This window comes from Massilia oculi (assembly GCF_003143515.1).
GTDB lineage: Bacteria > Pseudomonadota > Gammaproteobacteria > Burkholderiales > Burkholderiaceae_D > Telluria > Telluria oculi.
Genome location: NZ_CP029343.1, coordinates 171,586 through 185,684, shown reverse-complemented (window position 1 = coordinate 185,684; position 14,099 = coordinate 171,586). Strand labels below are relative to the sequence as shown.

The window sequence follows — 14,099 nt, the reverse complement described above, 5'->3', positions numbered from 1 at the left end:
CCATCATTTTGCCGGGGCGAACTGGAGCAGGTAGACGTCGTTCTCGCGCAGCGGCAGGCTGGTGGCCAGCCGTCCATCGGCGCCGACGGTGACCGTCTGTTGCCGCGACGGCTTGCCGGTGGCGTGGGCCTTGAGCGTCGTTACCTGCTGCCGGGTCAGTTGCTTCGGCGAGCCCATGCCGATATAGGCGGTGAAGGCGTCGTTCTGCTTGTAGCCGACCTGCGACACCGTCATCGCATAGGCGCCCGGCTTCAGGCCGCGCAGCGTCACCGCAACCTGGCCCTTAACCTTCGGGGGCAAGTCCCTGGCGTAGAACTGCTGGTTGTTGACCTTGTCGGGCAGCGTATGGGTCACGTCCCATAGCAGGACCTGGGCATTGCCCTTGTCGTCGCGCGTCGCCCAGGAATCCTTGTCCGCGTTCTTCAGCTCGGTGTGGCCGAGCTGGTTCAGGAACTGGTAGGCGAAATAGGCCGGTTTCTTGATGCCCTGCGTGTTCATCAGGCCGAAGCCGCCGTGGAAGGCCTCGAAGCGCGGACCGGGCTCCTCGAAGATATCGGTAAAGACCCAGTACGACATCGACTGCACGGCGCCGCTGCTCTGCTTGAGCTTTTTCAGGATATAGGCGGCCTGATGGTAGCTGTCGTGGGTCGGATCGGCCGGGGTGTAGGACGAACTCCATTCGGTGTAGTGCAGCTCGAGCTTCGGCATGGGGGAGGCGGCGATTTCCTTGCGGTTTTTCAGCACGTCGCTGGCCACCGCCATGTCGTCCTTGCTGAGGATCGTCCCGGTGGTGCCGAATTCGTCCAGGAAGCCCTGGCTCACGCCATAGGAATGGGTGCTGACGAAGTCCAGCGGCACCTTGTTCTTGTCGGCATGGGCGATCATCTCGGGTATCCAGGCCGCGCCGGCCGTGGCGGGCCCGCCGACCCGGTAGGCCGGGTCGACGCGCTTGATGGCGCGCGCCGCGTGGGTGTACAAGCGGAAGTACTCGTCCTGGGTCCCGGCCCAGAAGCCGTCCAGGTTCGGTTCGTTCCACACCTCGAAGTACCAGCTCGCCACCTCGTCGCGGCCATAGCGTTCGGTCCAGTGCCGCGCGAGGGCCTCGATCAAGCGCTCCCATTGGCCATAGTCGCGCGGCGGCGTGACGTTGCCGCGCCACCAGAAGATCGTCTTGCTGCCGCTGGCCATGGCATTGGGCATGAAGCCCAGCTCGACGAAGGGCTTGATGCCAATGCTCAGCAGATAGTCGAACAGCGCATCGATGTACTGGAAGTTGACCTGTTCCTTGCCCTGGGCGTCGATCCGGTACACGCCCATGTCGTCGGACAGGAGGCCGTGGAAGCGGATGTAGCGAAAGCCCGCGTCGCGCCGGATCTCGGCCAGTTGCTGCTGCCAGTCGGCGCGCAAGCCTTCGTTGGCGCGGCCGGCGCCGACCGACAGGTTGAACATGCGGTCGAGCTTGCCCTGGACCTGGGTGACGTCGACGTCGATAGTGCGCTGCTGCGCGAGCGCGCTGAAAGGCAGCGCGCTGAAAGTCAATGTCAACGCGGCGGCCAGCAAGGGCCGGACGAATGGCTGAATTCTCATGGATCGCATTTCCGTGGTGAGGAATGGCCAGCATACGCCGCGCCGCCCGCCGTGGCGTGGGTCATGCGGATAGTTGAAGCAATCGTGCCGGACGTGTCAGTGCAGGTGTCCTGACCCGCAACCGCATCCGGCGCGCCGGACAGCGAGGCGCGGAACGCCTTTGGCGTGCAGCCATACTCCTGCCTGAACAGCTTGTTGAAGTAAGAGGCGTTGTTGTAGCCGACCGTGTGGGCGATCTCGGAAACCGTGGCCGATCCCTTTTCGGCCAGCAGCCGCGCGGCCTCGGTCAGGCGCAGCTTGTTCAGGTAGCCGGTGAAGGTGAAGCCCAGTTCGGCCTTGAGGATCTCGTTGACCTTGTTGCGATTGACGCCGGCGGCCTGCACCACGGCGTCGAGGTCCAGTTCGGCATCAGAGTAGCGGCTCGCCAGCGCCTGCAGGATGGCCGCCTTTTCGCGGTCGCGGCGCGGCTCGAGCGGGAGCTCGAGCGAGAGCTGCTGGTAGGCCACGATCGGCAAGTCCTTCTGCAGCTTGTCCTGCAGCTCGCGGCGCAGGGCGCGCGCGTGGGCGCGGAACAGCCACAGGCCGAAGCCGGCCCAGGCGAGCAGCAGGGCCGTGGCGGGAACGAAGATCCAGCGCAGGTCGCGGCCGTGCAAGGTCAGGCTGCTGACGTCGACCACCAGCGGCACGTCGCGCGGCGTCTGGAAAGTGCTGCCGATGGCCAGCTTGGGCACCTGGTCCAGGCTGTAGGATTGGCGCGACAGCGGCAGCCCCGAATGGGCGAACCACCATTGCGGCGTCTCCATGCGCGTCAGGTCCAGCTCGACCCGGCTGCCTTGCTCGCTGCAGGAAAAGAAGCTCGCGGGAGCGCGGTAGCTGGCCGGGTCGCCGCGCCGGGACAGTCCCTCCTCGAAGGTTGGCGCCACCAGCGACAAGGTATTGCGCGGCGCGCAGGTGGCGACGAAGGATATCGAGGCATAACGCGTCAGGTCGGCGTGCGCCGGCTCTCCGTCCGCTCCCGCGAAGAACAGATTCGCTTGTGCGTAGGGATAGGCCGGGCCGCTGGCGACGGTCAGCGCCATGCGCAGGCGCCGGCCGTCGTCGAGCACCCGCACGTTCGATGCGCCGCCGGCCGACGCGTCGCCACCCGGAACGACGCGCCAGGCCGCCTGGCCGTCGCCCGGACCGCTCAGGAGCGCGACGTCGAGGAAGCTGCGGCGGTAACCGGCGAGGCCAAGCAGGATGCTCGCCATGAGCAGCCCCACGAAGGCCAGCAGCGCCCGGCGTTGGAAGGCGTGCATGGCGTGCCCTCAGCGCGCTCCCGCCGCGAACTCGCGCGCCGGCAGGCGCACGGTCACCGTCTGCACCGGGGCGTCGGCCGCCGTCGCGAGCATCACCCGGTATTCGCCGGCCGCGATCTTCCAGCGGTTCGACGCCGCGTCGAACACCGCCAGCGTGCGCGGGTCGACCGCGACCTTGCTGGCGCGGCGCTCGCCGGCATTCAGGGCCAGCTTGTCCCAGCCGCCCAGCCGCTTTGGCGCTTCCCAGCCGGCCCCGACCTTCGACACGTATATTTGCGGCACCGCCTTGCCGGCGCGCGCTCCGCTGTTCAGGGTGTCGAAGCTGACCTGGATGGCGCCGTCCGCCGCCTCGGCCTTGAGATTGGTGTAGGTAAAGCTCGTGTACGACAGGCCGTGGCCGAAGGCGAACAGCGGTTTGATGCCCTTCAGGTCGAACCATTTGTAGCCGACCGCCGCGCCTTCGATGTCGTAGTCGACGTCGAAGCGGCTGTCCTTGGGCAGGTCGAGACCATCGAGTGTCGAGCGCGGCAGCTGGCTCTCGGACAGCGGGAAGGTCTGCGGCAGGCGTCCCGAGGCATCCACTTCGCCGCTCAGCACGCGCGCGATCGCCTCGCCGCCATTCGTGCCCGGATACCAGGCCTGGACGACGCCAGCGACCTGGTCGACCCACGGCATCGTCACCGGCGTGCCGGTCTGCAGCACCACCACCGTACGCGGGTTGGCCCTGGCCACGGCGGCGATCAGTGCGTCCTGGGCGTTCGGCAGCGACAGGTTGGGCACGTCGTTCGCCTCGGAGGTCCACTGGGTCGCGAACACCAGCACCACGTCCGCGCCGGCGGCGGCTTTCGCGGCCGCAGCGGCGTCCTTGCCGTCATGCCAGTCGAGCTTCGCCTTGCTGCGGCGTGCCAGGGCCTGCATCGGCGATCCCGGCAGATAGACCATCGGCCCGGGCCAGGCCGCCGGTCCCTCGTTCGGCACCGCCATGCCGCCGCGCGGATAGACCTGGGCCGACCCGCCGCCGGACAGCACGCCCTTGTTGGCGTGGCCGCCGATGATGGCGATGCGCTTCAGTCCCGGTGCCAGCGGCAGGATCTTGTTTGCGTTCTTGAGCAGGACGATGCCTTCCTCCGCGTCTTCCTGCGAGATGCGGGCGTGGGCGGCGTAGTCGATCTCCTTGTCGCGCACCTTGACCGGGTGATCCAGCACGCCGTGCGTGCCCATCGCCCACAGGATGCGCGCCACCATATCGTCCAGGCGCGCCTGCGGCACGTGGCCGTTCTGCACCGCCTCCTTGAGCGCGCCGTCGAAGTAGGGCGATTTGTCGAAGGGGTAGCCGGACTGCTGGTCCAGGCCGGCCAGCGCTGCGGGAATGGTCGAGTGCACGGCGCCCCAGTCGGACATCACATAGCCCTTGTAGCCCCAGTCGCGCTTGAGCACCTTGTTCAGCAGATGGTCGTTCTCGCAGCCATACACGCCGCCGATGCGGTTGTACGAACACATGACCGCGCCCGGGTTGCCGCGCTCGATGGCGATCTGGAAGGCCATCAGGTCGGACATGCGGCCGGCCGCGTCGTTGATCTTGACGTTCAGGTGGTTGCGGCCCGTTTCCTGGTCGTTGTAGGCATAGTGCTTGACGGTCGAGATCACGTGGTTCGACTGCACGCCGCGAATCTGTTCGCCGGCCATGATCCCGGCCAGCAGCGGGTCTTCGCCGGTGTATTCGAAGTTGCGGCCGTTGCGCGGCTCGCGCGCCAGGTTGACGCTCCCGCCCAGCATCACGTTGAAGCCCGACAGGCGCGCTTCCTTGCCGATCATGGCGGCGCCCTTGAAGGCCAGCGCCGGGTTCCAGGTGGCGGCGGTGGCGATCCCCGCCGGCAGCGAGGTGCGCTCGCGGGTCTGCTTGCCCGGCTGCGAGGCGACGCCGATGCCGGCGTCGGTCAGCCACTGCGGCGTGATGCCCAGGCGCTCAATGCCCTTGATGTAGCCGGCCGACTGCACCAGGGCCTCGGCGGGCGGCTGCTTGCCCTGGAATTCGGTGCCGAACTGGCCGAACACCATGCCGATCTTTTCGTCGATGGTCATCTGGCTCACCAGCCTGGTCGCGCGTTGCTGGGCGTCGTCGGGGGCCGCGTGCGCGCACTGGACGGCGCAGGCGGCGGCGAGGGCAATGGCCCAGCGGGCGTTCGGCAAAGCATGCTGCATACTCTTGTCTCCTTGTTTGTTTTTATCACGGTCGCGCCGCCCTTGACGGACGGCGCGACCGGTTGGCGCCTCAGAACGACACGCCAAGACGCACGCTGTAGCGCGGCCCTGACACGAACCACGCGCGGCCCTTGTCGCCGACATGGTGGCTCATGATCTGCTTGTACTTCGCGTCGGTCAGGTTCTGGGCCTGGAAGTCGATGCGGTAGTTGTCGTTGAACTTGTAGCTGACGCCGCCATCGAGCTGGCCATAGTCGTCGGCCCAGATCGGCAGGCCCCAGGCGACCACGCTCTGGCCGAAGGTCGGGCTGTCGGGATTGGTGTCGACCCCGTTGGTGCCGTTGGTGCCGTTGTTGTTATTGCCCAGCAGGCTCTTCGAACGCCAGCTCCAGGCCAGGCGCGCCGACCAGGGGCCGCGGTCGTACAGCAGCGCCAGGTTGTAGGAGTTGCGTGACATGTACTCCAGCGGCAGGTCGCCGAAGGAGCGGCCATCGGTATCGCAGCCGTTCAGGTTCAGGTTCAGGTTGGCGGCATTGTTGCCTGCGCCGCACCATGGCGAGAAGACGGGATCGTACAGGTCGCGCTTGGTCTTGACGTGGGTGTAGTTGGCCTGGACCCCGAAGCCGGCCAGCCAGCCCGGCAGGCGGTCGAAGTACTGCTGGTAGGCCACTTCGATGCCGCGCGCGCTGCCGCGTGCGCCATTGACCGGTGTGGCGACGGTGAAATCGATTGCACGACCGGCCGAGTCGGTCAGCTGGTAGAACGAGCTCTGCTTGATGATGATGTCGCGCAGGCGCTTGTCGAACAGGCCCACGGTAAGCGAGCCCGCCTTGGCGAAATACCATTCGGCGGTCAGGTCGATGTTGCGCGAGGTGACGGGGCGCAGCAGCGGATTGCCCTTGGCCTCGCCGGTGTGGCCGATCGAAGTGACGTTGGTGACCTGGCCGGCGCCGGTGCCGGTCGTGGTGCTCGTCACGTTCTGGCTGAGTGTGGTGTAGGCCTGCAATTGGTCGAAGTTGGGGCGCGACATGCCCTTGCCGATCGCGAACCGGAACTGCAGCTCGTCGCTTGCCTTCATCCGCAGATTGAGGCTGGGTAGCCAGTTGTGATAGCTGTTCGCGTAGTCCTCGCGACCGGCGAAAGGCGCGATGACCGGGACGGGCAGGCCGGTGGTGCCGCCTGGCGGAATGTTGAACGTCGAGTTGTAGACCGTGTAGCCGTAGGACTTGGCGTCGGTCTTGACGTAGCGAACGCCGACGTTGCCGTCGACCGGGAAGCGCAGGTTATCGAAACCGAAGCGCATCTGCGTGTACAGCGCCTTGGTTTTCTCGCCTTGCTCATTGTCGCCTGAGGGATTGGCTTCTCCGAAGGCAGCCGGCTTCCATGGCGCGCAGGTGTTGCCGACGTCGGCGCACAGGATGTCGTGGAAACTGTGCAACTGGGCATAGCTGCCCGGATAGCCTCCGGTGACCGAACGCGCCGGGAAGATAATGGCGGGCACGCTGGCATCGCCGTTGAAGAAATTGTTGAACTGATTGACCGTGGTCGGGGCCTGGAAGCGCGGATCGCTGAGATAGGCCAGGTTGCCGATCTGCCACGGCATCATCCAGCGCTGGGAAATGGCGACCCAGTTGAAGTCGGGATTGGACACGATGGTCTTGGCATCGCGGTCGGTCAGGCGCACGCCGATGCGCAGGTCGCGCAGCACGGGATGGTCGAAATCGTACTTGACGTCGCCCTTCCAGGCCTTCTGTTCGGCCACGCTGCGATCCAGGTGCTCCATCGAGAACGCCCAGAAGAAGTTGTTCGGGTCGCTCATCGCCGCCGCTTGCGACGGGCTGAAGTTGATGCGCGGGAGCTTGCCGGTCAGGTCGAGATTCAACTGCGGCATCAAAGTGCCGAGAGCGACCGTCGAATCGAAGCCTTCCGACCGCGCCTTGACATGTTGGTAGTCCGACGTCACCGTCCAGTTGCTGGCCGGCTTCCACTCGACATTCCAGGCGATGTCGGTGGTGGTCGAATCGCGGCTCGCGGTGCGGGCATTGTTGGCGTATTCGATGCTGCCGGCGGTGGGGTTGGTGATGATGCCGCTCATGAACGCGCCGTTGGCATCGTAGACGCCGTTTTCCACGCGCAGGTCGGTCGGGTTGCCTTCGGCCGAGAACAGCGCGTTCTCGTCCCAGCGCATATCGTATTTGGAGCGGAACCACGTCAGGTGGCTCTTGAGAGTATTGTCCTTCTTCCACTGCAGCGCGCCATAGGTGCCCTGGCGCTTGCGGTCGAAGTCCAGCGTGCGCCACTGCGCGCCTTTCGGGATCCACACGGTGCGACCCGGCTCGGCGCCGGCCACCGGATAATACGGTTCGACCTGGAAGGCGTCGGTGCGGGTCACGCTGCGCGAGCTGGCGAAGTTGACCAGGGCGCCGATCTCGCCGATGCCGGTCTGCCAGCGGTTCGAGTACAGGATCGAGCCGGCGGGCCGGGTCTTCCCCTTCTTGAGTTCGGAATAGGTGCCCTCGATGCTGCCCGAGATGCGCTGGCCCTTGATGTCGAACGGCAGGGCGGTGCGCAGGTTGACCAGGCCCGAGATGCCGCCCTCGATCTGCTCGGCCGAGGGGTTCTTGTAGACGTCGACGCCGGCCATCAGCTCGGGCGGCACGTCCTCGAAGTTCAGGGCCCGGCCGCCGGTGGACGAGAAGGAATCGCGGCCATTCAGTTCCGAGCGGACCCAGGAGAGGCCACGGATCGACACGCCCGAGCCTTCCACCGAGAAGTGCTCGGGGTCGGCGCGCGACATGGTGCGGTCGATGGTCACGCCCGGCACCCGCTGCAGCACTTCGGTGATGGATTTGTCGGGTAGCTTGCCGATGTCCTCGGCGACGATCGAATCGACCACTTCGTCCGAGTTCTTCTTGAGCTGCTGGGCGCTGTCGAGGGCGGCGCGCTGGCCGGTCACCGTGACCACCTGGGGGCCGGCCGGGGCGGCGCTTGTCGCTGGCGCGGCGTCCTGCGCGAAGGCCGCCGACAACCAGCACAGATGTGCGACGCCCACGGCAATGGCCGACTTCTTCAATTGACTCATATTGTGTCTCCGTCTTTGTTGTGAAGAACCCGTCTGTGGGATTCTTTGCCTGGGTCGACGGCGGACCGCAGGCGGCCACCGCATAACCTGTCAGTAAATATAACACCTAATGTTTGGCGCAATCATTTGCTTGTTGGTCTTGTTGTAAATATTTATTGATAACGTTGCGATTCTGATGAAATCGTTATCATGCGTATGGCTTTCGACGCTGGCGCCGGACCGAACGGGGAACTGTGCGCCGTGCCAACTGCCTAAAAGCGACAGGCCGGCGTTTCCGGTGCCTGAGCTTCATCCATGGGCGAATGCCTGCCTCGCGTGTCGAATCGGACGAGGGAGGACATCATGCCTGTCAAAAACATCGCCATCGCCTGCCAGGGCGGCGGCAGTCACGCTGCCTACGCCGCCGGCGCCCTGCCGGTGCTGCTGCCGCAGTTTCGCAACGCCGAGCTGGCGACGAGCCAGGGGCAGTCGATGCTGGCCGGGGAACCGGGCGACGTGCTGCGCCTGACCGGCATCAGCGGCACTTCGGGCGGCGCCATCAGCGCCTTGCTGGCCTGGTACGGATACCTGGCAGGCGGCCCCGATGCGGCCAGGGCCGGGCTCGAGCGCTTCTGGGATGCGAACTGCGCCCGGGCGCCGGGCGAGCGCCTGCTGAACGACATCGGCCAGTGGATGGGCAGCCTGGCCCAGGTCGACCTCAAGTTCAGTCCCTATCTGTCGCCGCTGCGCGAAATCGAAAGTTTCGCCACCGCGACCTGGCCGATGATGGCCGCGATGTGGCCGGCGCTGGGCGGCTGGGTCCGCGGGCCCTATTTCCAGCTGCGCGAGTCGATCGCCCCGCACGTCGATTTCGACCTGGTTGGCGCGATCGGCGACTTCTGCAGCATCCCCCAAGAAATCAGGCGTTGGCAGGCGATCGCGCTCGAGGCGCGGATGGCCGGCGCGCCGGGCGAGCGCGAACGGCTGCACGCCCGCCAGGCTGCGATCGAGCAGGACATCCGGGCCCGGCTGTCTTCCAGCGCTTGGATCGCGGCCTGGTCGAAGGCGCACGGGCTGGCGTCCGATACGCTGCTGCGCGTCGTGTTCGACGGCCTGCAATTGCCGGCGTTGCGCTTCGAGCGCGATACCCTCGACGGCCTGGCGCATGCGGTGCGCCACGCCACCCGCGCGCTGCCGCAATTGCTGATCGGCGCGGTGGACATCGATAGCGGCGCCTTCGTCGCCTTCAGTTCGGAACATGCGCCGAACGATGCCGGCATCACCCTCGACGCAGTGGTGGCCTCGGCCTCGCTGCCCTGGGTCTTCATGGCGCAGCCGGTCCAGGCGGTCGACCCCGAAACCCACGAGCCGCGCCGCATGGCATGCTGGGACGGCCTGTTCTCGCAAAACCCGCCGATCAAGAATTTCATCTCGTCCGGCCTGGACCCGGCCAGGAAGCCGGACGGGGTCTGGATCCTGCAGATCAACCCGGACCGCTACGACTTCAGCGGCAAGGTCGCCGGTCCCGGCAACGCCCAGTCGGGCGACGAGCTGTGGCACCGGCGCGACACGCTGTCGGGCAACCTGTCGCTGAACCAGGAGGTCGCCTTCATCGAAGCCATCAATGCCCGGCTGGACGATCCGGGCCAGCGCTCCCGGCCCCACGACAAGCCGATCGAGGTGGTGCGCATCGTGCTCGACGGCGAGGCGGTCGGCGCGGTGGTGCGCAAGGAACTGGGCCTGTTCTCCAAGTTCGACCGCGATCCCTTGCTGGCCCGGGCGCTGCTGGCCCATGGCCGTGAGCAGGCCGAACGCTACCTGGCGCTGCGCACCCAGGCGGACGCCCTGTGGGATGCTCTCGCCGCCCAGGTGGGCATGATGGGTGCCCGGCCCAGCAGTCGCCTGACCCAAGCCATGCCATTCCTGCCGGGGCATGCCCGCATCGCCGGCGGCCTGGTGGCCCCGGACGTGATCACCATCGAGGGTGCCGGCTAGGCGAGCCTGCGCTGGCACGCGAGCGAGGCCGAGATGGATGGATGCCTGGTGCGGATGAAGGGGAGCACGCTGCTGCGCCTGGGAGAGCAGGGGTGGGGACTGGGCGCAACCCGCCTGCTCGACGTCGAGGAAAGGAAAGCCCGGGAACCCGACGCCGCGCAGCAAGCGGCGGATGGGCAGCCGCCCGCGCGGAGGCGCGCCAGCAGTCGACGCAAGGGAGAGAACGGCGGAACGTCTTTACACTGAGCGCCCCTGGCGACCTTAACACGACAATGACGGTTCAATTCTCACGTAATGTCACGCAGAAATTCCCCACATTGCGTAAAATACTTATATGTAGCGTTCATCATTTCATATATATTTCTCATATATCTCAAAGTCAACGGATATTGCAATGCAACCTAATTCGCAGATGAAGAATCGCATCCTGTTGGGCACCGGTGTGTTGGCCGCCGTGCTCGCCCTGTCCGCTTGCGGCAAGAAGGCTGACGTCGAGGCCTCTCCGGCGCCGACCGATCCCGCGTCGCCGGCCGCGGTCGCGACCCAGAATCCCGATCCGCACGCCGCGATCGTGGCCGAGCCGGCGAACTCGCCGGACGTGGTCGCGGGCACGGGTCCCGCCGAAGGCGGCACCGCGATCGGCGGCGTCGTCGCCGGCCAGGGTGCGGACAAGCCCCGCGACAGCGGTGCATCGGAACCAACCGGTGGCGATGGCGCCACCGCGGCAACCACGCCACCGGCCAAGTAACACGGTCGAGGGCATAGAAAGTGCGCGCGCCACGTCGCTGTGGCAGCGGCGCGATCGGACCAGCGTGCCGGGGCATCGACCCCGGCAGACCCTTTTGCGGCGTGCGCAATCCATTACTAGTAGGAGAACCTAGATGGGCATGAATCGTAGGCAGTTCCTCCGCGTGAGCGGTGCGGGACTGGCCGCGTCCACCATCGTCGCGCTCGGCTTTTCGCCGCTGCCGGCAATGGCCGAGACCCGGCACTATAAACTGGCGAAGGCCAAGGAGACGCGCAACACGTGTCCGTACTGCTCGGTGGGCTGCGGCCTGCTGATGTACAGCATCGGCGACGGCGCAAAGAACGTCACCTCGGACATCATCCATATCGAAGGCGACCCGGACCATCCGGTGAACCGCGGCACCCTGTGCCCGAAAGGCGCGGGCCTGCTCGACTTCGTGCACTCGCCGAACCGCCTCAAGTATCCTGAAGTCCGCGAGCCGGGCAGCACGGAATGGAAGCGTATTTCGTGGGACCAGGCGATGTCGCGCATCGCCAAGTTCATGAAGGACGACCGCGACGCCAACTTCGTCGCCACCAATGCCGAAGGCAAACTCGTCAACCGCTGGACCAGCACCGGTATGCTGTGCGCGTCCGCGTCGAGCAACGAAACGGGCTACATCACGCACAAGGCGATGCGTTCGATGGGCATGCTCGTCTTCGATAACCAGGCTCGCGTTTGACACGGACCTACGGTGGCCGGTCTGGCCCCGACGTTCGGACGTGGCGCGATGACCAACCATTGGGTTGACATAAAGAATGCCGATGTAGTACTGATTATGGGCGGCAATGCCGCCGAGGCGCACCCATGCGGTTTCAAGTGGGTGATCGAAGCCAAGCACCACAATAAAGCCAAGCTGGTCGTGGTCGACCCGCGCTTCACGCGTTCGGCCGCCATGAGCGACTATTACGCGCCGATCCGCGCCGGCTCCGACATCGCCTTCCTGGGCGGCGTCATCAATTATCTGCTGAGCAACGACAAGATCCAGACCGAATACGTCCGGAGCTACACCAACGCCAGCTTCATCGTCGGCCCGGACTTCCAGTTCGAGGATGGCCTGTTCTCGGGCTACGACGAAACCAAGCGCCGCTACGACAACAAGTCGTGGGGCTACGCCATGGGCGAAGACGGTTACGCCAAGGTCGATCCGACCATGCAAGACCCGAATTGCGTCCTGCAGGTGATGAAGCGCCATTACTCGCGCTACACCCCGGAACAGGTCAGCAAGATCACCGGCACCCCGGTCAAGCAGTTCATGAAGGTCTGCGAGTACATCGCGTCGACCGCCGTGCCGGGCCGCGCCATGACGATCATGTATGCGCTGGGCTGGACGCAACACAGCCAGGGCAGCCAGATCATCCGTACCGGCGCCATCATGCAGCTGCTGCTGGGCAACGTCGGCGTCGCCGGCGGTGGCCTGAACGCACTGCGCGGCCACTCCAACATCCAGGGCCTGACCGACCTGGGACTGCTGTCGAACTCGCTGCCGGGCTACCTGTCCCTGCCGACCGACAACGAGCAGGATCTGGAGACCTACTACAAGCCGCGCGCACTCAAGCCGCTGCGTCCGAACCAGATGAGCTACTGGCAGAACTATCCCAAGTTCTTCGTCAGCCTGCAAAAAGCCTGGTGGGGCGATGCCGCGACCGCGGAAAACAACTGGGCCTTCGACTACCTGCCGAAGATCGACAAGCTGTACGACGTGCTGCAGGCCTTCGAACTGATGGGCCAGGGCAAGATGAACGGCTACATCTGCCAGGGTTTCAACCCTGTCGGCTCCTTCCCTAACAAGAAGAAGATCATCGCCGGCCTGTCGAAGCTGAAGTTCCTGGTGACGATGGATCCGCTGAACACCGAGACCTCGGAGTTCTGGAAGAACCACGGCGAGTCGAACGACGTCGACAGCGCGTCGATCCAGACCACCGTGTTCCGCCTGCCGACCACCTGCTTCGCCGAGGAAGACGGTTCGCTGTCGAACTCGTCGCGCTGGCTGCAGTGGCACTGGAAGGGCGCCGAGGCGCCATGGGAATCGAAGCCGGACATCGAGATCATCGCCGACCTGTTCACCCGCATGAAGAACGCCTACATCAAGGATGGCGGCGCCTTCCCTGACGCGATGGTGAACCTGGCCTGGCCGTACAAGATCCCGCACAGCCCGTCGGCCGAGGAACTCGCCAAGGAGTTCAACGGCAAGGCGCTGGCCGACCTGTACGATCCGAAGGATCCGTCCAAGCTGCTGCTCAAGAAGGGCCAGCAGGTGCCGGGCTTCGGCGTGCTGCGCGACGATGGCTCGACCGCCAGCGGCTGCTGGATCTACGCCGGCGCCTGGACCGAGGCCGGCAACCAGATGGCCAACCGCGACAACGCCGACCCGTATGGCGTGGGTAACACGCTGGGCTGGGCCTGGGCATGGCCGGCGAACCGCCGCGTGCTGTACAACGCGGCGTCGGCCGATCCGACCACCGGCAAGCCGTGGAACGCCCATCGCAACCTGATCGCGTGGAACGGCACCAGCTGGACCGGTTCGGACATTCCGGACATCCGTCCCGACGCCAATCCGAACGATGAGGACCGCGTGCAGCCGTTCATCATGACGGCCGAAGGCGTGGCCCGCATGTTCGCGCCGACCGGCATGGCCGAAGGCCCGCTGCCCGAGCACTACGAGCCGTTCGAGTCGCCGTTCCCGGTCAACCCGATGCATCCGAAGAACCCGAAAGCCCGCGCCAATCCTGCGGCGCGCGTGTTCAAGGGCGATATGGAAGCGTTCGGCACGGCCAAGGAATTCCCGTACGTCGCGACCAGCTACCGTTTGACCGAGCACTTCCACTACTGGACCAAGAACGTCCAGAGCAACGCGATCCTCCAGCCGGAGCAGTTCGTGGAGATCGGCGAAGAGCTGGCCAAGGCCAAGGGCATCGCCAATGGCGACATGGTCAAGGTGTCGTCGATGCGCGGCTACATCAAGGCCAAGTGCGTCGTCACCAAGCGTATCCCGCAGCTCGACTGCGATGGCATGAAGGTGGATACGGTGGGCTTGCCGAACCACTGGGGCTTCGTCGGTTTGACCAAGCCGGGCTTCCTGGTGAACACGCTGACCCCGTTCGTGGGCGACGCGAATACCCAGACCCCGGAATTCAAGTCGTTCCTGGTCAATATCGAAAGGGCTTAA

General features: G+C 65.6%; 7 protein-coding genes. 3 read left to right on the top strand and 4 right to left on the bottom strand.

The genetic code is table 11. From position 1 onward, the window contains the following. Positions 1-3: 3 nt before the first annotated feature. From DIR46_RS00805 to DIR46_RS00790, 4 genes are all read right to left on the bottom strand, one after another. Positions 4-1,587 carry a GH39 family glycosyl hydrolase gene (locus DIR46_RS00805; protein ID WP_109343546.1) on the bottom strand — a complete coding sequence of 528 codons (1,584 nt, stop codon included), beginning with the start codon at positions 1,585-1,587 and terminating at the stop codon, positions 4-6. Then, complete coding sequence (locus tag DIR46_RS00800; protein WP_109343545.1) at positions 1,584-2,885, bottom strand: helix-turn-helix domain-containing protein; 1,302 nt, start codon at positions 2,883-2,885, stop codon at positions 1,584-1,586. Before DIR46_RS00800 ends, DIR46_RS00805 begins: the two co-directional genes overlap by 4 nt. 9 nt (positions 2,886-2,894) lie before the next feature. Beyond that, complete coding sequence (locus DIR46_RS00795; protein ID WP_109343544.1) at positions 2,895-5,087, bottom strand: beta-glucosidase family protein; 2,193 nt, start codon at positions 5,085-5,087, stop codon at positions 2,895-2,897. Positions 5,088-5,157: 70 nt separating this feature from the next. Next, positions 5,158-8,169, bottom strand: a complete 3,012-nt coding sequence (locus DIR46_RS00790) for a TonB-dependent receptor (RefSeq protein ID WP_109343543.1) — start codon at positions 8,167-8,169, stop codon at positions 5,158-5,160. 342 nt (positions 8,170-8,511) lie between these two features. On the opposite strand from DIR46_RS00790, the gene DIR46_RS00785 reads away from it, so the two are divergent. The 3 genes from DIR46_RS00785 to fdnG all read left to right on the top strand — a co-directional run bounded on the left by DIR46_RS00785 (position 8,512) and on the right by fdnG (position 14,099). Then, complete coding sequence (locus DIR46_RS00785; protein WP_109343542.1) at positions 8,512-10,143, top strand: patatin-like phospholipase family protein; 1,632 nt, start codon at positions 8,512-8,514, stop codon at positions 10,141-10,143. 394 nt (positions 10,144-10,537) lie between these two features. Next, positions 10,538-10,891 carry a hypothetical protein gene (locus tag DIR46_RS00775; RefSeq protein ID WP_162819356.1) on the top strand — a complete coding sequence of 118 codons (354 nt, stop codon included), beginning with the start codon at positions 10,538-10,540 and terminating at the stop codon, positions 10,889-10,891. 133 nt (positions 10,892-11,024) lie between these two features. After that, positions 11,025-14,099 carry a formate dehydrogenase-N subunit alpha gene (fdnG, locus tag DIR46_RS00765; RefSeq protein ID WP_162819355.1) on the top strand — a complete coding sequence of 1,025 codons (3,075 nt, stop codon included), beginning with the start codon at positions 11,025-11,027 and terminating at the stop codon, positions 14,097-14,099.